Origin of the sequence: Leifsonia xyli subsp. xyli str. CTCB07, from assembly GCF_000007665.1 — a bacterium.
GTDB classification, from domain to species: domain Bacteria; phylum Actinomycetota; class Actinomycetes; order Actinomycetales; family Microbacteriaceae; genus Leifsonia; species Leifsonia xyli_C.
In genome coordinates this window covers 2,094,520-2,115,972 of the sequence record NC_006087.1, presented here as the reverse complement: position 1 = coordinate 2,115,972, position 21,453 = coordinate 2,094,520, and the positions used below count along the sequence as shown (strand labels likewise).

Below are 21,453 nucleotides of genomic sequence, written 5' to 3'. Positions count from 1 at the left end.
CCACCTGACGAATCTTCAAGAGGAGAGAGTGAACATTGCTCGACGCAACAACTTTCGATGAGCTGCGTATCGGACTGGCCACCGCTGACGACATCCGTCGCTGGAGCTACGGCGAGGTCAAGAAGCCGGAGACCATCAACTACCGCACCTTGAAGCCGGAGAAGGACGGTCTCTTCGGCGAGCAGATCTTCGGACCCTCCCGCGACTGGGAGTGCTCGTGCGGCAAGTACAAGCGCGTGCGCTTCAAGGGCATCGTGTGCGAGCGCTGTGGCGTGGAGGTCACCAAGTCCTCCGTGCGCCGCGAGCGCATGGGCCACATCGAGCTGGCCGCGCCGGTCACGCACATCTGGTACTTCAAGGGTGTGCCCAGCCGTCTCGGCTACCTGCTCGACATGGCACCGAAGGACCTCGAGAAGGTCATCTACTTCGCCGCCTACATGGTGATCGACGTGGACGAGGAAGGCCGTCACGCCGACATGCCCGGCCTCGAGAACGAGCTGCGCCTGGAGAGCAAGACGCTGTCCGACCAGCGCGACGCCCGCGTCGCCGAGCGTCTGCAGCGCCTGGAGACTGACCTCGCCGCCCTGGAGGAGGAGGGCGCCAAGGCCGACCAGAAGCGCCGCGTCAAGGACACGGCCGAGAAGGAGATGGGCCAGCTCCGCAAGTCCTTCGACGAGGACATCGCCCGCCTGGAGCGCGTGTGGGAGTCGTTCCGCACCCTCAAGGTCGGCGACCTCAAGCCGGAGGACGCGGACTTCAACGAGCTCCTCGACCGCTTCGGCCTGTACTTCGAGGCGTTCATGGGCGCGGAGGCCATCAAGCGCCGCCTGCAGGCCTTCGACCTGAACCAGGAGGCCGAGCTGCTCCGCGAGCAGATCGCCACCGGCAAGGGCCAGAAGAAGATCCGTGCGATCAAGCGCCTGCGCGTGGTGTCGTCGTTCCTCGCGACCGGAAACTCGCCGGCCGCGATGGTCCTCGACGTCGTCCCGGTCATACCGCCGGAGCTGCGCCCGATGGTCCAGCTCGACGGTGGCCGCTTCGCCACCAGCGACCTGAACGACCTGTACCGCCGCGTGATCAACCGCAACAACCGTCTCCGGCGTCTGCTCGACCTCGGCGCGCCCGAGATCATCGTGAACAACGAGAAGCGGATGCTGCAGGAGGCCGTGGACGCTCTGTTCGACAACGGCCGCCGCGGCCGTCCTGTCACCGGCACCGGCAACCGGGCGCTGAAGTCCCTGAGCGACATGCTCAAGGGCAAGCAGGGCCGCTTCCGCCAGAACCTGCTCGGCAAGCGCGTGGACTACTCGGGCCGTTCGGTCATCATCGTGGGTCCGCAGCTGAAGCTGCACCAGTGCGGTCTGCCCAAGCAGATGGCGCTGGAGCTGTTCAAGCCGTTCGTCATCAAGCGCCTGATCGACCTGAGCCACGCTCAGAACATCAAGGCCGCCAAGCGAATGGTCGAGCGTTCGCGCCCGCAGGTGTGGGATGTGCTCGAGGAGATCATCCGCGAGCGCCCTGTGCTGCTGAACCGCGCGCCCACCTTGCACCGTCTCGGCATCCAGGCGTTCGAGCCCCAGCTGGTCGAGGGTAAGGCCATCCAGCTGCACCCGCTCGTCTGCGCCGCGTTCAACGCGGACTTCGACGGCGACCAGATGGCCGTCCACCTGCCGCTGTCGGTGGAGGCTCAGGCCGAGGCCCGCATCCTGATGCTCGCCTCGAACAACATCCTGAAGCCGTCGGACGGCCGTCCGGTCACGCTGCCCTCGCAGGACATGATCATCGGTCTGCACCACCTCACCACCGTGCGCGAGGGCGCCGAGGGCGAGGGCCGTGCGTTCGCGTCGGTCTCCGAGGCGATCATGGCGAAGGACCAGGGCAGCCTGCACCTGAATGCCACGATCAAGATCCGTCTCGACAACTACGTTCCGTCCGACGCGGCGGACACGGGGACTGAGCCGGTCACCGCCGTGGTGGAGACCACCCTCGGCCGCGCCCTCTTCAATGAGGCGCTGCCGGTGGACTACCCCTACGTGGAAGCCGTCGCCGACAAGGGCCAGATCTCCGCGATCGTCAACGCGCTCGCGGAGCGCTACCCGAAGGTGGAGGTCGCCGCGGCGCTCGACCGGATCAAGGACGCCGGCTTCTACTGGGGCACTCGCTCCGGTGTGACGGTGTCGCTGAGCGACATCCTGACGCCGCCGAACAAGCCGCAGATCGTGGCGGGCTACGAGAAGAAGGCCGCCAAGATCAACTCCGAGTTCGAGAAGGGTCTCACGACCGACCTCGAGCGCCGCCAGGAGCTGGTGAAGATCTGGACCGAGGCCACCAACGAGGTCGCCGAGGCCATGAGCGCCAACTTCCCGGCCGATAACACCATCAACCGGATGGTCACGTCGGGCGCCCGTGGTAACTGGCTGCAGGTGCGCAACATCGCCGGTATGCGCGGGCTCGTGAACAACCCGAAGGGTGAGATCATCCCCCGCCCGATCATCTCCTCGTACCGCGAGGGGCTGTCGGTGGCGGAGTACTTTATCGCGACGCACGGCGCCCGCAAGGGTCTGGCCGACACGGCCCTCCGCACGGCCGACTCGGGCTACCTCACCCGTCGTCTGGTGGACGTCTCGCAGGATGTCATCATCCGCGAGGACGACTGCGGCACGACCAAGGGCCTCGACCTGCCGATCGCGACCGTCGACGCCGAAGGCGTGCTCACGCGCGACCCGAACGTCGAGAACTCGGTGTTCGCCCGGACGCTCGCGGCCGACGCCGTGGGCACGGACGGCACCGTGGTCGCGAAGGCCGGCGAAGATGTGGGCGACGTGCTCATCGACAAGCTGGTCGCCGCCGGTGTCGTGGACATCAAGGTGCGCTCCGTGCTCACCTGCGAGTCCGCGGTCGGCGTCTGCGCCGCCTGCTATGGCCGCTCGCTCGCGACCGGCAAGCTGGTGGACATCGGCGAGGCTGTCGGCATCATCGCCGCGCAGTCGATCGGTGAGCCGGGCACGCAGCTGACGATGCGGACCTTCCACACCGGTGGTTCGGCCTCCGCCGACGACATCACCCAGGGTCTGCCGCGCGTCCAGGAGCTGTTCGAGGCCCGCACCCCCAAGGGTGCGTCCCCGATCGCCGAGGCCGCGGGCCGCATCGTCATCGAGGAGACGGACAAGTCCCGCAAGGTCATTCTGACCCCGGACAACGGCGACGAGCCGCACGTCTACCCGGTGCTGAAGCGCTCCACCCTCCTGGTGGAGGACCGCCAGCAGGTCGAGCTCGGTCAGCAGCTGATCGTCGGCACGGTCGACCCGAAGGAAGTCCTCCGGGTCAAGGGCGTCCGCGAGGTGCAGAAGCACCTGGTGGGCGGCGTGCAGGGTGTCTACCGCTCGCAGGGTGTGCCGATCCACGACAAGCACATCGAGGTCATCGTCCGCCAGATGCTCCGCAAGGTCACCGTCGTCGACCACGGCGACACCGACCTGCTGCCGGGTGAGCTCGTCGACCGCTCGCGGTACAACGAGATCAACCGCGGTGCGCTGCAGGAGGGCAAGAAGACGGCATCCGCCCGTCAGGAGGTCATGGGTATCACCAAGGCCTCGCTGGCGACCGAGTCGTGGTTGTCGGCCGCGTCCTTCCAGGAGACCACCCGCGTCCTGACGCAGGCGGCCATGGAGGGCAAGTCCGACCCGCTGATCGGTCTCAAGGAGAACGTCATCATCGGTAAGCTCATCCCGGCCGGCACCGGCCTGTCGCGCTACCGCAACGTCTCCGTCGAGGCCACCGAGGAAGCGAAGGCGGAGCGGTACCCCAACCGCATCTTCGCCGACGACTCCGCGTTCAGCGAGAACGACCTGAGCTTCGTCGACTTCGACAGCTTCAGCTCGGACGACTACACCCCCGGTACCTACAACTGATAGGCGCTCCCACGAAGGCCCCCGAGCGTTCGTGAACTGACCCCCGTGGGTTGAACTGAGAAATCAGGTTCGATTCTCGGGGGTCAGTTATTTGGGTGTGAGAAGTTCGCTGTCGGAGGTGTGGCGTGCTTGCGTTGTAGCGTGGTTCGAGAGGGAACTCGTCGAGCAGCGGGGTGTCGACCCTGCTGGAGGTGTCGCGTCGGCTGGTTAGCGCTTTAGGGTCGTTGGGGGTTGCGCGGCTGGGAAGCGTTGGTGTGGAAACCTGTGAACGGCGGGGCGGAGGCAGCGTCGGGGATGCGGGAGAATGGGACCATGTGGCGCGATCTTTTAGAGTACACGGACACTGCTGGGCGCGCGCTGGTCGGCTTCGCCGCCCATTGTCGCGCTGCTGGTGGCTGTGGTGAGCTTCGTGGCGGGTGTCGCGCAGGCTGTCGCGGAAACGCTCCGGGGACGCTGCCGTTCTGGCTCACGACGATGGGCTGCGCGGTGCTCGCCGGTGTCCTGGTCTACCTCGCCTCCCGCCGCGCTGACATTCGCCGCCACTGATCGCTTCCCCCTCTCAACGATGGCTAGGTGTGATGTCCAGGGGGGTTGTTTCGGCGATACGGTCGTGAGGAGTTGAGGGGCGAGGGCCTCCGGTTGTGAAGTGGAGCTGTTCAGTTCAACCGCTTCACGATCCAGGAGGCCTTCGTGTCCCACGTTAACGCTGCTCTCACACCGCGCGCTCGTCTGCGCCTTGCCAGGCTCATCGTCGAGGACCATTGGCTGGTCTCCGTCGCAGCGAAGATGTTTATGGTCTCGCCCGTTACCGCGCGGAAATGGGCGGCGAGGTTCCGCGCCGAAGGCACGGGAGGGATGACCGACCGGTCTAGCCGCCCACGATCGATGCCAACGCGGACGCCGTTGCCCGTGCTCAAGCGGATCGTGCGGGCGAGGTGGCGACGACGCCTGGGGCCGGTGCAGATCGCCGGCGAGCTTGGCCTTCCCGCCTCGACCGTCCACGCCGTCCTGGTGTGCTGCCGCATCAACCGGCTCTGCACCATTGATCGGGTCACGGGCGAGCCGATCCGTCGCTACGAGCACGACCACCCTGGATCGCTGATCCATGTCGACGTGACGAAGTTCGGCAACATCCCCAACGGCGGCGGCTGACGATTCGTCGGCCGCGTCCAGGGCGAACGCAACCGGGAAGCGACCGCCACCCGCACGAAGAGCAGGAACCACCGCTACGAGCCACGGTTGGGCACCGTGTTCGTCTACACGATCATCGACGACCACTCCCGCGTCGCCTACGCCGAGATCTGCTCCGACGAGAAGGCGGACACCGCGATCGGTGTCCTGCGGCGTGCTGTCGCCTGGTTCGCCGACCGGGATGTCAGCGTCGAACTCGTCCTCTCGGACAACGGCTCCGCCTACAAGTCCTACGCCTGGCGAGACGCCTGCACAGAGCTCGGGATCAGGGCGAAGAAGACCCGACCATACCGACCACAGACCAACGGGAAGATCGAACGCTTCCACCGCACACTCGCCGACGGCTGGGCCTACGCCCGGTTCTATGGTTCAGAGGCCGAACGACGAGAAGCACTCCCCGGCTGGCCCCACTTCTACAATCATCACCAGCACCACTCCGCCATCAGAGCCCCACCCATTAGCAGAATCGACAACAACCTCCCTGGACATCACACCTAGGGGGAAACACCCTTCATTTCCGCAGCCAGCGGTGGGTATTGCGCTCCCCCGCCGCTTGTTTCTGGCGAAGTGTGAAGCGGCATCGGTTTCTGTCTCTGCCGCCGTGGTGCTGATCTCCGTAGACGGTGGCTACTCCTGGGCGCGCTACGACGGACGAAAGGGCGCCACCTGCTACAACCTCGGCACTCAGCGTAACCGCAACACGAACTGGATGGTCAGAGCCGCCTAGGTGTACCGGGCCAGTACGTTGGTGATCGGCCGATAGGGAGAAGGCCTCCATTCTGAGTGGTGTGTACGTCACTCTCGAGGGAGGCCTTCTCTTGGCTCACCGCAATGAACGGCTCATCACCCGCCCAACGCGTTCACAACCTCACGAGGAAGAACAGCCAAGCGATGGTTAGAGAGGGAAGGGGTCGGTGAGTTTCTTGGGTTCTAGCGGTTGTTGCAACATCTGGAGTTTCTAGGAGTTGCAAGGACCGTGTCCCGTTTAAGGCGCAGTGCGGGGAAGAGGAAGTACACCCAGGCGGAGCGTGAAGCCTTCTTCGTCATTTTCAAGGAGTCCAGGAGTACGACGATCGCGGCGAGGGAGCTAGGGTTCAACCCCGCGACGTGCGCGCAATGGGTTCGCAAGGCGGGCCTGGCTAGTCACGGCTACACCGGCGGCGGCATGAGCGCGCACCCATGCAAGGACGAGTACCTGGAGCTGCGGAGCAGCGGGCTCTCGCGCCGCGAAGCGGTGGGACGAGTCGGAATCAGCCCGAACACGGGATACCTCTGGGACAGTCGAACGGGCGACGCATTTATCCAGATGGTCGCGTGGTCGATTACAAAGACAGGGTGCCTGTCGTTGTTGATCCTGTTCAGCGGGCGTCGATGCGTTCGCTCGAAGCCGCACTCCACCCACGATTCCTCTCCCTGCAGGAGCGTGAGCTGATCCGGGACCTGACCAGGGCCGGCCTTTCGTTGTGTCGGGTCGCGGCCAAGCTTGGTCGCTCGGTGTCGACGATCAGTCGAGAGATTCGCCGGAATCAGCTTCCTGGAGAGGGCGGCTACCATCCATACGTGGCGCATCGGAAAGCGGCCAGCCGCCGACCGCGACCGAAAGCCACGAGGCTGGTCCGCAATCCGCAGCTGCGCAGTTACGTTCAACGGAAGCTGACGCTACGTTGGTCGCCGGAGCAGATCAGCCGGTCGCTGATCCGCGAGTTCCCCGGCGATGCGGAGATGCGCGTGGCGCACGAGACGATCTATCAAGCCTTCTACGTGCAGGGCCGTGGACAACTCCGCCGCGAGCTCACGATGGTGCTGCGGACCGGCCGGGCCAAGCGGAAACCGCATCGTTCTGGCGCCGCTCGCAGACATCGTTTCGCGGATCCGATGGTAATGATCTCCGACCGTCCCGCCGAAATCGAGGACCGCGCCGTTCCCGGACATTGGGAAGGCGACCTCATCATCGGCGGACACCGCAACAGCGCCATCGGCACCCTCGTGGAACGCTCCACCCGGTTCGTGATGCTGATCCATCTCCCCATCGATCGCACCGCAGAATCCGTCCGGGACGGACTGATCAGCGCCGTCAAGACACTCCCACGCGAACTCCGTCGCTCGATCACCTGGGACCAGGGCTCGGAAATGGCAGCTCACAAGTCGTTCACGATAGCCACCGACATCCCGGTCTACTTCTGCGACCCCGCGAGTCCCTGGCAACGCGGCAGCAACGAGAACACCAACGGACTCCTTCGCCAATACTTCCCCAAGGGAAAGGGAACAGACCTCGCCCGATTCACCGCAACCGACCTGACGAACGTCGCCCACGAGCTCAACACCCGCCCACGCAAAACGCTCGGCTGGGAAACCCCAGCCGAACGCCTCGCTAAACTACTCGCCAGCTAATCGTCGTGTTGCAACAACCACTGGAATCCGCCGTTTTGTCCAGAGGGTGGGGCCCGCAGTGAGTTCGCCATCGGTGAGCGCGGTGTCGTCGAGCGCAGCGGTCAGGCCGCCGGTGTCGAGGCCGATGATCGCGAGTTCCTGACCGAGGGCGAGGAACTCTTGGTCGTCCTCCAGGGTGTCGTCGTGGCTGAGCGGGTCGAAGCTGATCGTCCGGCCCACCTGGTCCCAGTGCGCTACGACGTGGGGCCGGGAGGCGAAGCGGCAGAACCCGGCGGAGCGGATGACGGTGCCGAAGGCGTCTGTCTCGAGTCGGTTCAGCAGGCGGCGGAGCCGCACCGGATGCAGTGGCCGCACGTTCTCGTACCGGAAGGCGGTGACGCGCGGGTCGGTCAGGTGTGGCTCGTAGTCGTCGTTGAGCAGCCCGATCCAGCCGGGCCGTTCCTGTCCTGCGGTGAACGGCTCGCCCGGGACCCATGGCTCGATAGCGTCCTGATGCACCCGCAGGCGCGCCTGCGGGCTGAGGTGGCTGATGAGCGCGATCACGGTCGACAGTTCCGCCCTCGAGAGGGCCGCCGAGTTCACCACCACGATTGTCGAGGCGTACTCCAGTTGCGTGACGGTTAGTATCGCGTGCGGGATGCGCTGTGCGAACGAGGGATGCTGCCAGGCGAGGGGGTGCCGAATGGCAGAGCCGACCCGCTCTATTGCAGGTCCTCCAGCAGGTGTGCCGCATCGGCCACGCACACGATTCCGGTCAGCTGCGTCTCTGTGTCCGGGTCGGTGAGCGCCCCGATGAGCTTGATGACCGGCGCGCTGTGTGGGAACTCGAAAACGGCGCCGGCGGGCGTCTTGATCCCCGGGGAGATCGTCGCGGCTTCGTCCACCGGGTCCGCCGAGATCGCCAGCTGGGTCGCGGGGACGAACTCGCGCCCGGTGATCGCCGCCAGTCGTTTGGCGTACCGGAGCCGCTCCGGCGCGTACACCCCGACCACCGCGACGATGTCTACTCGCTGCACTGGGATCCTCCTACCGAGCCGGGACACCTGCCCCGATTCCGTTAATGATAATCTTTCTCAGTAAACGGAGGTGAAGATGAAAGTCAGGGCGTCGATCAAATCGCTGAAGAACCAGCCTGGCGCGCAGGTTGTGCGTCGTCGGGGCAGGGTCTATGTCATCAATAAGCTCAACCCCCGGTTCGAGGGGCTTCAGGGCTGAGCGTGCGACAGCGGGCGGGGTCGCTCGGCCACCCCGCCCGCTGTCTTCGTCGTTCGCGCAGGCGCTCAATCGGTCGCTCGATGGGGCGCAACATCGGGGGATTGACACATTCTCCTGAGATGTGGATAACATGCGCTGACAAATGATGATAATTATTATCATTAAAATCGGGCAATGAAACACGGTGCCTCGAATCGCAGAGTAAGGAGGAAACCAGGATGTGGACAGGTGAGGGAGTACGGCTGGGCAACCGCCGCGGCCTCTTCTGCCGAGCAGACTCCCGTCCCCTCCTTGAGCGAGCGGCAGCCTCACCTCCACGGTCTCGGTCATCTCGCCTTCGGACGCCGTCCTCGATGCGGCTGCGGCTCCGAGAGCCTCGCCGACGAACGCTATGAGATCCGTGTGGCCACCGAGCCCTCGCCGACCTGGGTCCCGCTTCGGCACCAGCGCACCGGGTGGTGCCGCACCCACTTCGTCTACTCCGACCGAATGCCCCTCCTGTCCCGCTGAGCCGGGCATCGCCGCCGCCGCGCACGGCGGGGTGACCCCTGTGCTCGCGGGACAGGGCGCACGGGGGAAAGCGCCGTCGGCATCGTCTGCCGACCATGTCTCCGGGGCTGGGCGCAGGCCGGCTCCGCACACCCAGTGGTCATCGCAACGCACAGGCACAAAAACAGGAAAGAAGCACAATCATGAACACGAACACCATTGAGCGCACCGCCGTCCCGCGCAGGTACACGGTCCTCGGCTCCCTGACCGCGAGCGTCGGGGTCCTCGCGCTGAGTCTCGGGCTCGGGGCGGGGATCGCGAACGCCGGCACAGCCGGGACGTTCGATCAGCAGCATGTGGACAGCGTCCATGTGTCGCTCTCGCCGAACTCCAACAAGCTGATCCTCGGCACCAACCGGGAAGACTCCACGGTCGCTCCGGAGGATGGCTACTATCTCGGCTCGGAAGTCGACGCCACCTCTTCGCTCGGCACGCCGGCGTACGACTTCACCGTGAAGAAGTACACGCCCGGCTCCGGCACTCCGATCTGGCAGATCTCGAAGGACCAACTCACCGCGAACGCGCGGAGCGTGGTGTGGTCCGGGTTCGCCGGCCTCGGTAACGTCCCCAGCGACCCGTCCGCGGTACCTGAAGCAGCACGGCATGACCGCGCAGAATGCGGCCCGCAGCGTGTTCTACAGCCCGAGCGGCGGACTGGCCACGGTGTCGCCGTCGGCGAAGATCCGCACCACGATCACCCTGGTCAGCCAGCCGGCCGGCTCGACGGCGTCGATCGACTGGTCCGGCATCCCGGGTGTGACCGCCTCCGGCACGGGCGCTGTCTCGAACCCCTATGTGTTCGATTTCGCACTGACCACGGGAATCGATGAGGCGTTCTACCGGCACCCGGAGTGGGACTTCAGCACCCCCGGCACGTACGTATTCAAGGTTGTGGCCTCGGTGGCGGGGCCCTCCTCGATCGCGGCGTCCGACCCGGTCTACTACAGCTTCGTCGCAACCCCGTAGCGGTCTCCTTCGCGGGGCGGGCGCTCGGACGCCCGCCCCGCACCCTTTGTCCGTTCTCACCAGTATCCAGAGAGCTTGCCCGTGACTCACCCCGCGCCCCGTCTCCGTCGTGGACTTGCCATCGCCGTCCCGCTCGTCATCGCTTTGTCCGGAATGACCATGACCCCCGCTCTCGCGACGCCCCCGTCGATGGTTCCCGCAGCCGGGGCGACGCTGCCTCTTCTGGTGGCGACGCCGACGGCGCCGCCACCGCAGCGACGACCGTCGCCAGCACGGTCTCGCCACCGGCAGCGACCCTGGAACAGGAGACCCTCACCCTCGAGGCCGTTGACGTACCCGGTAAGGGGACCGTGTCGGCGACTCTTCCCGGTGGTGTCGTCTGGGGAACCGCCCACGGGCAAAACCGCAGCGTCGCCGTGAACACCAGGACGCCTTCCACGCTTGTGTGGGCTTTCACCGAGCCCGGCGAGTACGCGGTCAGCGTGGCGGCCGAAGCCCGCTTCTCAAACGCTGACGGGACGCAGAGCGAGAGCGCGACGGCCAAGCCGGTCACCTACCGATTCGAGGTCTCTGCTCTCACACCGGCCCCCGCACAGGCCGTCTCGACGCCGGTCCCTTCGACGCCGGTCCCCTCGACAGCGGCCCCTTCGACGCCCGCGCCGTCCGCCTCGGCCCCGGGGTCACCCACGAGCCCTCGGACGCAGGCCCTGGACACGGCGAAATCCTCAGCGCCCGGCAGCGTACCCGCGGCGAAGCGGGACGCTGCCGTCGTGCTCGCCTCCTCGTCCCCCTCGGCGAAGGCCGGCGATTCCCTCACTCTCACCGCGAGCGTCACGCCCGTCGGCGCCGCTGGCTTCGTGGAGTTCACCGAGGCCGAGAAGCTGCTCGGCCGGATTCCGGTCGACTCGTCCACAGGGGTGGCCAGCCACACCGTCGCCGCTCTGACGGCTGGTTCCCACAGCTACACCGCGCAGTTCGTTCCGAGCGACCTCGGGGCGTACACCACCGCTTCGTCTGACCCTGTCACGGTGACTGTGCATGGAGACCGCACGGTCCTCTCCGCCGGGGATCTGAGACTCGGTCCGCAGTACGTGGATGTCATCGCGGCCGCGACCGGATTCGGCTCCTTCCGCATGGGGGTGCGAAACGTAACCGGATGGTCGTATGGGGACGCACCGGCGCCGTGGTCCGCGGCAGAGGACACGATCATCCACCTCACGGATCGAGAGCGCGACCCCGCGACGGGTTCCTGGTCGACGCCGCAGGCGACCGAGGACCCGGGCGCTTATGCGCAAGGAAAAGCCGGGCGGCTGCTCTTCGGCGTGACCGGCGGGGACACCTCCGCCGTTTCCGAGAAAGCGGTGATCTCCAATGACACAACCCCGAGTTTCACCCTCACCTCGGTCACCGGGCCGGACGGCGGACGGTTCTCGGCGTCCTCGGTGACCGGCGACTATGTCGAGGACCCGCCGGGCTCCGGCGCCTGGACTCAGCCGGTCGCGTCCACCTGGGACTCGTCGGCGCTGACCGCGGGCGGTGCGCCGCAGACCGTGATGGAGAACAACGTCACCACCCGCGCCAGTGCGTGGAATATGGGCTGGTCCTTCACTCAGCCAGGCCAGTACTGCGTGAGCGTGAAGACCGTGATCAAAAGCTACAAGCCATCGGCGACACGGTCCGCGCAAGCCACCTACACTCTTGTTGTCGGCGACAAAACCGATCCGGCGATGGTCACGCCCTGCGCGCAGGTCCCGCTGTCCGGAGGCGGCGATGACGGCCACGACTCGGGGGCGTCCCGGCCGGCAATCCGACGGTGCTCGGGGCGGGTCACCTTGACATGCGCGCGGTGCTCAATCATGCGGGTGACGGCATCACGTTCGGCGTCAAACCGGCAGCGTTCTACGACACGAAGGACGTTGTCCTCACCGGCGCCTACGGACCGGCGGCCGTTGGAGAGCCTAACCAGGCGCTGGACCCCCGTCTGATCGGACCCGCTGGAACGAAGTACTGGTACTTCGAACAAGGGGGGCGGAGGGCGCCCATCTGTGGCCGGGGCTGAGCACAGAGGGCTGGAAGGTCTCCGACATCGCGCCGAGCGCGAACATCGACTTCACTCTGAACGGTGTCCTCACCCCGACCGCCGACGCGCGCGTTGTGATCTTCGACAACACCGCGAGCGACGACGGATTCGTCAAGTCGCGACCCTCCGGGGTGTGGTTCGACTCCTCCCGGCTGCCGATGACGCGCACGTCGCAGATCGGGGCGCACCAGCATATGAACTGGGCGTTCACGGCCCCGGGGCGCTATTGCCTGAACGTCACCGCGAAGACGCAGCTCACCTCCGGCTCTTGGGCGTCGGACAGCGGCATGGTCACGGTGTGGATCGGCGACCCAGCCGCCGCAGGCTACGTCGTCCCCTGCGATCGCGACGCCACCCCGCCCCAGGCGAGCCTTCAGCCGCTCGCGGTGACACCGACGGCCACGGCGAGGGTGGCCCGCGCTGGTGGCGCCGACCTCACCACTTATCTGACCGGGGGGCGGCATCGACACGGTCACCCGGGTGTAAGCGTCCGCGACGGCGCCGGTCGAATACGTCGCCGCGGAGGATGTCGTCTAAACCGCCAACGTGTCCACTATGGGCGGCTACCGCACGGGGCAGGACATGAACACCGGGCTGAACACCGACCGGATCGCCCCTGACGCTCTCGACGGTCCGCTGACCCTCTCGATAGGAGAGGCAGCGACCCCGGCAGTGTGTCGCTGACCTCCGGCCTGGCGGGCACACCGGATGTGCTCAGCCCCGCGAGCGGGAAGCTGACCACCATGCTGCCCGCTCGAACCGACAATCAGGTGTCCCAGTGGTCCTTCAGCCAGCCCGGCGTCTACTGTGTGCCGGTGACGTGGACCGCCACCAAGGCCGGCAGCCGCACACCCGTCTCGGTGCGGAAGGTTCTCACCTTCGCCGCCGGGGTCGCCGACGATACGGGCATCACCTCCTGCTCCCGCGGCCAGAAGCCGACCGGGCAAGGCAGCGGGCGATGACGCGTGGCGGGTGCCGAACCAGTCCACGACCGACTCGGGCGCGACGATCCTCAACAGCGGCCACATCGACATCGCCTCCACTCTGAACGGCGGCGTGTTCGGCACGAAGGTGAAGGACACCACCTCCGCTGCCACCGCGGGGGAAACGGTCTGGCGCGATCCCGCCCGAACCGTCCTGCAACTGCTTCCGGCGTCCGAGACCGCTATCCCGGAGAACGCCCAGTACGCTTTCCTCGGCCGTGCCGGCAGCCACCTCTGGCAGGTGACCGAGACGCAGCAGACGGAGCTCGGCCTGCTGTGGCCCGGTTGGTCCACGGAGTCCATTCCCGTCGACGCCACCCAGAGCGGGGTGAGATGGACGCTCGACAAGATACAAGGGCCTGGTGAGTTTGCCCTCTACAAGGGCGGCCGGACTCTGGGCAGCGTCGATGTGCTGTTCAACACCCGCGACGGGATCACCGCGGCCGACTCGTTCGAGATCGCCAAGAACGCGCATGTCCACGGCGCCTGGGACTTCTCCGCGGAAGGCGCTTACTGCCTTGCCTTCACCCGTTCCACCGCTCTCGCGGACGGAACCACAGCCTCGGACACCTTCACGCTGGCCGTCGCGGTGGGCAAGGTCGAGGTGAAGAAAATCGACCCTGCCCGCTGCTTCACCGGTGCGGGCAAGCCCGGCACGCAGGACATCGCGCCGGTGCCCGAGTCACAGCTGACCGATGCGAGTGCCGGCGGTGTGCAGGTCCTCGGGGATGAATCGGGTTTCTCCCCGGGGCAGCAGGCGACCGTCCAGATCGGCAAGGCCCGCACAGGTCAGTGGGTGTCGGCGTGGCTGCACAGTCAGCCGGTCTGGCTGGGCTGGGCCCAGATCAACGATGCGGTCGCCGCGCAGGTCCGTCTTCCCGCCGATGCCCCTCTGGGGGTACACAAAGTCGTCGTGAAGGCCCGGGACGGGTCGCTGATCGGCTGGGATTCCCTCGCCGTGGTGAAAGCGCCCGACAGCGGTTCCGGGGACGGGGGCGCCCCCGGAGACCCGCCCGTGCTGGACGGATCGGGCGGCTGTTCGGCCGGTGACACGACGATCGTCTCCTCCGGGCACCTGGACTATTCGACCCAGGTGGTGAACGGGAAGATCGAGTCGTACATCGGCTACAACTCATCGGGCACGGAGGTTTTCCGGGAGCCGTCGAAGACCGTCCTGTGGCTCAAACCCTCGAGTACGGTCACGCTCCCCGCCGGATACGGGCAGATCGGGCCCGCAGGATCGAGTGTTTTCATGGTGCCGCAGACGCAGAACCCAGAGCTGATCTGGCTGGGCTGGTCCACCGAGACCCTGAGCGGCGCCAAGGTCCTGTCGCCCGTGACGTGGAAGCTCACCGACGTGGACGGGCCGGGGACGGTGAAGGTGTTCCTGGACGGTCAGTTCGGCGGCATTCAATCGATGGTGTTCGACGGCGCCGGCTCGTACAGCATCCGCACCGGCGTACACGCACACGCGAACTGGGCCTTCTCCCAGGCGGGTGTCTACCGGCTGCACTTCACCCAGTCCGCTACGTTGACTGGTGGGAGGGAGTCGAGTGATTCGGAGATCGTGACGGTCGTCGTCGGCGATGTGGACCCGGTGACCGCCGTTCCCGGCGGCAAGGGCTGTCTCGCCGCCCTCGACGCTGTCACCAGCGGAGGTCAGAGCGGCACGGGCGAAACCGGCTGTCGCGCAGTGCGCAAGCACGGGTGTGTCGGTGATCTCGGCCGGGCATCTGGACTGGAACACGCAGATCATCGGCGGGAAACTCGAATCCCTGATCGGCGACGACTCCACCGGTGCCCGCCTGTACCGGGAACCGGACAGCACCGTGCTGTGGCTGAAACCAGCGTCGCGGGTCAGCCTCCCCGCCGGGTTCCCGCAGATCGGACCATCCGGCGCGACGGTGTGGCAGGTGCCGCAGACGCAGAACTATGACCTCATCTGGCTGGGCTGGTCCACGGAGCTGCTCAACGCCGGCAACGCCTCCAGCCCCGTGACCTGGTCGCTGACCCGGATCGATGGCCCCGGCAGCGTGAAGGTCTACACGGTCGGTTCGTTCGGAAACTTGCAGGAGATGGTGTTCGAAGGCGCGGGCAGCCACACTCTCCCGCTCGGCGTGCATGTGCATGCGAACTGGGCGTTCAGCGCTCAAGGCGTCTACCACCTGCACTTCACCCAGACCGCCACGCTCGCCCAGGGGCAGCGTTCCTCTGACAGCGAGGTGCTGACCGTCGCGGTCGGCGATGCGAACCCGGACACGGCCCTGTCCAAGGGCGCCGGGTGCGGTGCCCTCTCGAACACGCTGGCGACCGGGAATCAGAGCCTGCACGACGCGAAACAGGCCGCCGAGCAGGCGCAGGCCGACGCTGCGCGAGCCCAGGCGAGGGCGCTGCCCGGGGGACCCGCCACGCGGGCCTTCTCGACCCGATCGCGGCGCTGACCCAGGGCGATCCGATTCCGCTGCTGCTGAGCATCCTCGGAGCGCTGCTCCTGCTCGCCGGCGTCGGCGTGGGGGCGCTGTGGTGACGCAGGCGCAGGGGGGAGAGCGTCGCCGGCCGGGCGCCGGCCGGCTTATGACGCCGCTGACCGGGGGGCGCGCAGCCTCGCTGCGCGATCCCCTTCAGCGCCGCTGCCGCTCCCGCCTCCTGATCGGCGCCGGACTCGCCGGACTACTGTTGTCCGGGTGCGCCGCCGAGCCACTGCTCGAACCCGGAACGCACCGGCTCCAGGTGGTGACGACGACCGGGCTTCTGGCCGATCTGGTGAAGAACGTCGGCGGCGATCGGGTGGATGTCACATCGATCGTCCCCGACGGGGCCGATCCGCACACGTACGAGCCGACCCTGAGGGACGTCCGCAATGTCGTCTACGCCGATGTCGCGTTCTCCAACTACGCCCTGCTGGAAGAGCACACCATCGTCAAAGCCCTCGACGCCAACCTCAGCCCTCGGGCAGCGAATGTGTCTCTGGCCGAGGAGTCCGTCAAATACTCTGCCGAGCTCATCCCGCTCGTGGAGAACGTGCGTCTGGACACCGTCTGGCTGGGAATGCGCGCTGAGGGCGCTGGCCGGCGGTATGGGGCCACGCGCGCGTCTGATGTGCTGCTGGAGGCCACCCACGCGGACGGGCCGGGGAATGTCTACGCGTATCTGACCGGAACTTTCGGCGACACCGATGTGTACTTCGACTCCTCGAACGGCTTCGACGCCGCAGACGGGTACAAGGACGACACCGCCACACTGCCGGCCGATGCGCACACGCGTCTGTCGTGGGCCTTCACCAAACCCGGTGTCTACCACCTCACCCTGCGCGGCCGGCTGCGAACGGACGACACCTCCAGGCCGGTCGATCTCGGCGAAGCGACTTACACCTTCGCTGTCGGTGTCAACCCCGACGACGCGCGCGTCGCCGACCCGGTGGTCCTCGACTAGGGGCACGCGGATCTCACCGTCGATCTGGACGGCGGCGGCCTGGACGTGCTCTACGAACCGACCGGAGGCGAGCGCACCCAGAAGCGATACGATGCCTCCCGGGTCGTCATCGACGTCCCCAGCAAGAGCATTGTGGAGATCCCCGGTGACCCGCAGTACCGCTTCCTCGGCCAACCCGGTGGACAGGTCTACCAGCTCGCGCAGGCAGTGCTCGGAAAGCACGTCCACGGCGAGATCGACCCGCACCTCTGGCAGAACGTCCGCAACGTCGAGGCCTACGCCAAGCTCATCCGCGACACCCTCATCGCCAAAGACCCCGGCGGGGCCGCCGGCTACCGGGCGAACGCGGAACGGTATCTGACCGAACTCGATCAGACCGACAGGTATGTGCGAGACACGATCGCCCGTATACCGAAAGCGAACCGGTACCTGGTCACGACCCACGACGGATTCGCCTACCTCGCCAAGGCCTACGGTGTCCCCGTCGCCGGATTCGTCACCCCCAACCCCGCCACCGAGCCATCGCTCGCCGATCGGCGCCGGCTCACCGAGACGATCCGGAACCTGCGTGTGCGGGCCGTATTCCTTGAGCCGAACCTGAGAGCCCGCTCCTCGGAGCTGACCCAGGTGGCCGCCGAGCAGCGCATCCCGGTGTGCCCGATCTACGGCGACACCCTCGACGGCGGCGCTCCGACCTACCTCGACATGATGCGCTTCAATGCCGCCACGCTCCTGAGATGTCTCGGTCCTTGACTTCCGGTCCGCGACCGCCCCACCTTCGACACCGAACGATGAGAGACCTCCCCATGCACTCCACCCGCCCCCCGCGCCGGCTTCCCGCCTGTGCCGCCGCCACTCTCCTGTCTATCGCCGCCCTGCTCGCCCCCGTGGCAGCTGGGCCGACCAGACCCCGTCACCGGGAGATCCGGTGCTCAACCAGACGATCGGCGTGAACCAGCCCATCGTCCACGGCGACCACGTCATCACCACCGGGCACGTCGATATGGGCCCCCGGTTCGACGGATCCACCTGGAAGTTCCTCATCCACGACGACGCGGCCCGCGCGAACAAGGACGCGCAGAGCGTGTGGCTTTACCCGGCCGAGACGGTGCTGCAGGTCGTGGACGCGGCGAAGCTGACCGTCCCCGGCGGCCGCGCCTACTCCTTCGTCGGCGCGGCCCCCGGTGCCGCTGTCTGGGTCGTGCCGCAGACCCAGAACCCCGATGTGGTCTGGACCGGCTGGAACACTCAGGACCCGACCGTGATGCAGAAGATCGACCGCGGCGCGACCTTCTCTGTGGACGGTGTGCAAGGCCCCGGCATCCTCACCGTCTACCTGCAGTCCGGTGACTTCGGCGCCCCGCAGGTGCTGTGGGACTCCCGGAAGAGCGGTCCTCAGGACATCTTCGTCGACACCAAAACGCACACTCACGCCAACTGGGTGTTCACCAAGCCGGGTGTCTACCTGATCCGGATGACCGCCTCCGCGACCCTCATCGACGGATCGGCGGTCTCCGACACCCAGCTGTTGCGCTTCGCTGTCGGCTCCGGCACCCTCGCGGGCGATGCTGCGAAGGCGACCTGGAGGGGTGCGGCCCCGGGAAGGAGCGCCCGTCCCTCCGTCGCGGGCGGACAGGGACCGCTCGTGCCGATCCTGATCGTCGCGATCGCGGTCGTCGCGGTGGCCCTGCTCGTCGGATTCGTGACCGCGATCGTGTGCGGCGGCCAGGCGAAGAAGCGTTTCTTCGCCGACCGCCCTTCTTCGCCGCTGGCGCCGGACGAGGGCAGCGGCGCATGACCGCAGCACAGGAAACCCTCGCCCTTTCCGTCGAGCACGTTTCCGTCGAACTCGGCGGGCGTCGCGTGCTCGAGGACGCGAATCTCACTGCGCACCGCGGCGAGATCATCGGCCTCATCGGCCCCAATGGCGCGGGCAAGACCACTTTGCTGCGCACCCTCCTCGGGCTGCTGCGCCCCGTCGCCGGCCGCGCCCTGGTCGGGGGCCGCCCGGCCAGACCGGGTAGTGCCGAGATCGGCTATGTGCCCCAGCGCACGAGTTCTCCTGGGAGTATCCGCTCTCGGTCGCGGGCACTGTCATGACCGGCCTCACCGGCCGGCTGGGCCTGTTCCGCCGCCCCGGAGCGAACGAGTGGGAGGCGGTCGCCGACGCCCTCGACCGGGTTCGCATGACCGGCCTCGCCAACCGCCCCGTCGGGCAGCTCTCCGGAGGGCAGCGCCAACGTGTCCTCGTGGCCCGCGCCCTCGCCCTGCGCCCTTCCCTCCTACTGTTCGACGAGCCGTTCACCGGCCTCGATATGCCCACCCAGGAGATCCTCGGCGACCTGTTCACCCAGCTGGCCCGTGAGAACCGGGCCGTGCTGATGACCACCCACGACCTCGCCTCCGCCCTCTACAGCTGCGACCGTCTCGCTCTCCTGAATCGCACCGTCATCGCCACCGGCAGCCCGGCCGAGCTGACCGCGCGCCCGGAGGCCTGGATGGCCGCCTTCGGCGTCGACCCCGGCAGTCCGCTGCTGCGCATCCTGAACGTCGCGTGAACATGAATCCGATCGACTTCTTCACCGACCTGTTCCACCCCGGTCTCGCCTTCCTCCCGAAGGCTCTCGCGGTCGCGGTCATCTCGTCCACCGTCTGCGGCATCGTCGGCGCCCATGTCGTGCTTCGCGGTATGGCCTTCATCGGAGGCGCCGTCTCTCACGCTGTCTTCCCGGGCCTGGCGATCGCGTTCGTCCTCTCCGGCGACCTCGTCCTCGGCGGGGTGTTCGCTGGCGTCGCCACGGCGGTGCTGGTCGCCGTCTTCTCCCACAACCGCCGCCTCAACGAATCCTCGATCATCGGCGTGTTCTTCGTCGTCGCTTTCGCCCTCGGCGTTGTGGTCATCTCCCAGACTCCCGGATACGCTGGGTCTCTCGAGCAGTTCCTGTTCGGCTCGATCACCGGCATCCCCGACCGGGACCTGTACGTTGCCAGCATCACGGGCGTCGCCGTGCTGGGGGCGATGTTCCTGCTGCACAAAGAGTTCGTCACCATCAGCCTGGATCGCGAGTCCGCACGCGCACTCGGTGTTCCCGTTTTCTTGCTCGACCTGGTGCTCTACGTGCTGGTCACCCTCGCGGTTGTCATCAGCGTGCAGACTATCGGCAACATCCTCGTCCTCGCCTTGCTGGTCACCCCGGCGGCGACGGCGCGGATGCTCACCGATCGTCTCGGCGTGATGATGTCCCTCTCGCCTGTCATCGGCGGGCTCGGAACGTTCATCGGCCTGTACCTGTCCTGGTCGTGGGACATCCCCACCGGGGGAACCATCGTCCTGGTCCTCACCGCCGCCTTCCTTGTCGCCTGGTTCTTCTCACTTCGTCAGAGGCTGCTGGGCAAGGCCGTTCGCGGCGTCCAGCGAACGCTCGCCGCCCTCGCCCGGGTCCCCGCACGCCGCCCGGGCCGCAGTGCTGAGGAAGGCTGAGGGGCTGACGACGCCCCTCGCCAGCTTCACCGTCGACGGGACCCGTCCGGCGCGACTCGCTGCTCTGGCTGCTGCCCAGCCGCCGGCGGAGACCGGTGAGGCCGCACTTTCGCTGCCGCCGGGGAAAGGGGCGCGAGGCCGCCGCCCAGAAGTGACGGCGCTCGCTCTCCCTCCCTGGACATCCCTTTTCCCGTTGCTACAGTGGGCAGCACTGACAGCTGCCCGACCGGGCCGATCGAGGAGTGGGATCATGAGCGACACCCCGCCGGAAGACAAGCCGGAGCGGGCGACGGAGCCGGCCGAGCCGGTGGCAGCCGAGGCACACGGCATCGACCCGGAGGTCGCCGACCCGCCAGCGGGGCCGGTCTCCGCCCGCGGGCACCTCAACCGGTCGGCCGCGGGCGCCCCACCCGCCGAGCCCATCGCCGCGGCTCCGCCCGCCGCCCCCGCTGCGGTCGAGCCCGAGCCGGTCGTCCCCAGCGACGAGGATGTCGCGGCCGCTGTGGCTCGCAACACGCCCGAGGCCGCCGCTGCCGGCAGCGCCGCTGTCGACACCGCATCGCCCGCCGAATCGACCGCTGCGGTCACTGCCGCGGCCGAGGCGGCCCATCGGGACGGCGGTTATCCGGCCACCGTGGCATACCCCCCGCAGCCGGTCGCGCCGGTCTTCCTCCAGCGCCCGGAGGCGCCGAAGAAGAAGAGCAACCGCGGGTTCGGCCTCCTGCTCGCTCTCGCCGGGACGGTCGCCTTCGCTGTCCTGTGGGCCGTCACGGTGGTCCTCGTGGGCTCGCTCATCGCCCCGGGCGACGAGTTCCTCCCCGCCTTGCGGCAGTACTTCACGGGCCAGCTCTCCGGGTGGGCGCCGATTGTGGCGTTCTTCGTCGGGATGGCCGTCCTCATCCAGATCGTCAACCGCGCCCGCTGGTGGGGCTACATCCTGGGTGGGCTCGTCGTCGCGGCCTTCGTCTACTTCGTCTACATCGGCGCCGGTCTGATCGACGCCCACTACTGGCAGCGCACGCCCGACGAGTTCCAGGTCCTGCTGCGCAGCGCCTGGGTGAACCCGTTCGCCGTCCTCTCCGGTGTGCTCGCGCGCGAGGTCTCGGTCTGGACGGGCGCCTGGCTCGCCGCCCGCAGTCGCCGGCTCAAAGCCCGCAACGCCGAGGCGCGGGCCGACTACGAGCAGCAGCTGGTGGACGCTCAGAACCAGGCCGTCGCCGCGTACGCGCAGCAGAGCTACTGAGCCCGGAGGCT

General features: G+C 67.4%; 18 protein-coding genes and 3 pseudogenes. 18 read left to right on the top strand and 3 right to left on the bottom strand.

From position 1 onward, the window contains the following. Positions 1 to 35 precede the first annotated feature (35 nt). From LXX_RS10140 to LXX_RS10130, 4 genes and pseudogenes are all read left to right on the top strand, one after another. Positions 36 to 3,911 carry a DNA-directed RNA polymerase subunit beta' gene (locus LXX_RS10140; protein ID WP_011186753.1) on the top strand — a complete coding sequence of 1,292 codons (3,876 nt, stop codon included), beginning with the start codon at positions 36 to 38 and terminating at the stop codon, positions 3,909 to 3,911. Between the two features lie 690 nt (positions 3,912 to 4,601). Further along, positions 4,602 to 5,600: pseudogene (locus tag LXX_RS10135) on the top strand (IS481-like element ISLxx4 family transposase). A gap of 478 nt (positions 5,601 to 6,078) precedes the next feature. After that, positions 6,079 to 6,534, top strand: coding sequence for a transposase (locus tag LXX_RS16890; protein ID WP_223227607.1), 456 nt, complete (start codon positions 6,079 to 6,081; stop codon positions 6,532 to 6,534). Further along, positions 6,474 to 7,493, top strand: coding sequence for an IS30 family transposase (locus tag LXX_RS10130; protein WP_223227743.1), 1,020 nt, complete (start codon positions 6,474 to 6,476; stop codon positions 7,491 to 7,493). The genes LXX_RS16890 and LXX_RS10130 overlap by 61 nt, the downstream gene beginning before the upstream one ends. Here the strand turns inward: LXX_RS10130 and LXX_RS13740 are convergent. Together LXX_RS13740 and LXX_RS14455 are read right to left on the bottom strand one after the other, a co-directional pair. Then, on the bottom strand, positions 7,479 to 8,075 hold the full coding sequence (locus LXX_RS13740; RefSeq protein ID WP_176714717.1) for a GTP-binding protein: 597 nt from the start codon (positions 8,073 to 8,075) through the stop codon (positions 7,479 to 7,481). The genes LXX_RS10130 and LXX_RS13740 overlap by 15 nt on opposite strands. A 119-nt stretch (positions 8,076 to 8,194) precedes the next feature. Next, the gene (locus tag LXX_RS14455) at positions 8,195 to 8,509 is read right to left on the bottom strand and encodes a hypothetical protein (protein ID WP_050737917.1); all 315 of its coding nucleotides are present in this window, start codon (positions 8,507 to 8,509) and stop codon (positions 8,195 to 8,197) included. Positions 8,510 to 8,585: 76 nt separating this feature from the next. Between LXX_RS14455 and ykgO the strand changes: the two genes are divergently transcribed. Beyond that, positions 8,586 to 8,708, top strand: a complete 123-nt coding sequence (gene ykgO, locus LXX_RS10120) for a type B 50S ribosomal protein L36 (RefSeq protein WP_011186752.1) — start codon at positions 8,586 to 8,588, stop codon at positions 8,706 to 8,708. Positions 8,709 to 9,648: 940 nt separating this feature from the next. Here ykgO and LXX_RS16305 read toward each other — a convergent pair. Continuing rightward, positions 9,649 to 9,771: a hypothetical protein gene (locus tag LXX_RS16305; protein WP_256030446.1), complete on the bottom strand. Its 123-nt coding sequence runs from the start codon at positions 9,769 to 9,771 to the stop codon at positions 9,649 to 9,651. An 89-nt stretch (positions 9,772 to 9,860) separates the two neighbouring features. Between LXX_RS16305 and LXX_RS14450 the strand changes: the two genes are divergently transcribed. The 13 genes and pseudogenes from LXX_RS14450 (at position 9,861) to LXX_RS12820 (ending at position 21,442) form a co-directional block, all read left to right on the top strand. Then, complete coding sequence (locus LXX_RS14450) at positions 9,861 to 10,223, top strand: hypothetical protein (protein ID WP_041767728.1); 363 nt, start codon at positions 9,861 to 9,863, stop codon at positions 10,221 to 10,223. Positions 10,224 to 10,573: 350 nt separating this feature from the next. Beyond that, positions 10,574 to 12,208: an Ig-like domain repeat protein gene (locus LXX_RS10105; protein WP_176714718.1), complete on the top strand. Its 1,635-nt coding sequence runs from the start codon at positions 10,574 to 10,576 to the stop codon at positions 12,206 to 12,208. A 22-nt stretch (positions 12,209 to 12,230) separates the two neighbouring features. Beyond that, positions 12,231 to 12,923, top strand: a complete 693-nt coding sequence (locus tag LXX_RS13730; RefSeq protein ID WP_192807318.1) for a choice-of-anchor M domain-containing protein — start codon at positions 12,231 to 12,233, stop codon at positions 12,921 to 12,923. A 54-nt stretch (positions 12,924 to 12,977) separates the two neighbouring features. Further along, positions 12,978 to 13,265, top strand: a complete 288-nt coding sequence (locus LXX_RS10100) for a hypothetical protein (protein WP_041767726.1) — start codon at positions 12,978 to 12,980, stop codon at positions 13,263 to 13,265. A 10-nt stretch (positions 13,266 to 13,275) separates the two neighbouring features. Next, positions 13,276 to 14,964: pseudogene (locus tag LXX_RS10095) on the top strand (TIGR03773 family transporter-associated surface protein); the annotation flags it as partial. After that, positions 14,930 to 15,727, top strand: coding sequence for a TIGR03773 family transporter-associated surface protein (locus tag LXX_RS10090; protein WP_081423145.1), 798 nt, complete (start codon positions 14,930 to 14,932; stop codon positions 15,725 to 15,727). The pseudogene LXX_RS10095 and the gene LXX_RS10090, both read left to right, overlap by 35 nt. A gap of 82 nt (positions 15,728 to 15,809) precedes the next feature. Further along, positions 15,810 to 16,718, top strand: a complete 909-nt coding sequence (locus LXX_RS15830; RefSeq protein ID WP_218060867.1) for a metal ABC transporter solute-binding protein, Zn/Mn family — start codon at positions 15,810 to 15,812, stop codon at positions 16,716 to 16,718. A 12-nt stretch (positions 16,719 to 16,730) separates the two neighbouring features. Beyond that, positions 16,731 to 17,471 (top strand): annotated as a pseudogene (locus tag LXX_RS15825) (anchored repeat ABC transporter, substrate-binding protein); the annotation flags it as partial. Between the two features lie 175 nt (positions 17,472 to 17,646). Next, positions 17,647 to 18,516, top strand: a complete 870-nt coding sequence (locus LXX_RS10080; RefSeq protein ID WP_218060868.1) for a choice-of-anchor M domain-containing protein — start codon at positions 17,647 to 17,649, stop codon at positions 18,514 to 18,516. Then, positions 18,513 to 18,818: an ATP-binding cassette domain-containing protein gene (locus LXX_RS16390; protein WP_176714719.1), complete on the top strand. Its 306-nt coding sequence runs from the start codon at positions 18,513 to 18,515 to the stop codon at positions 18,816 to 18,818. Before LXX_RS10080 ends, LXX_RS16390 begins: the two co-directional genes overlap by 4 nt. After that, the gene (locus LXX_RS16295) at positions 18,815 to 19,276 is read left to right on the top strand and encodes an ATP-binding cassette domain-containing protein (RefSeq protein ID WP_176714720.1); all 462 of its coding nucleotides are present in this window, start codon (positions 18,815 to 18,817) and stop codon (positions 19,274 to 19,276) included. Before LXX_RS16390 ends, LXX_RS16295 begins: the two co-directional genes overlap by 4 nt. 2 nt (positions 19,277 to 19,278) lie before the next feature. Then, positions 19,279 to 20,199, top strand: a complete 921-nt coding sequence (locus tag LXX_RS10070) for an anchored repeat-type ABC transporter permease subunit (RefSeq protein WP_041768473.1) — start codon at positions 19,279 to 19,281, stop codon at positions 20,197 to 20,199. A 250-nt stretch (positions 20,200 to 20,449) separates the two neighbouring features. Beyond that, complete coding sequence (locus LXX_RS12820) at positions 20,450 to 21,442, top strand: DUF4199 domain-containing protein (RefSeq protein WP_050737916.1); 993 nt, start codon at positions 20,450 to 20,452, stop codon at positions 21,440 to 21,442. Positions 21,443 to 21,453 lie beyond the last annotated feature (11 nt).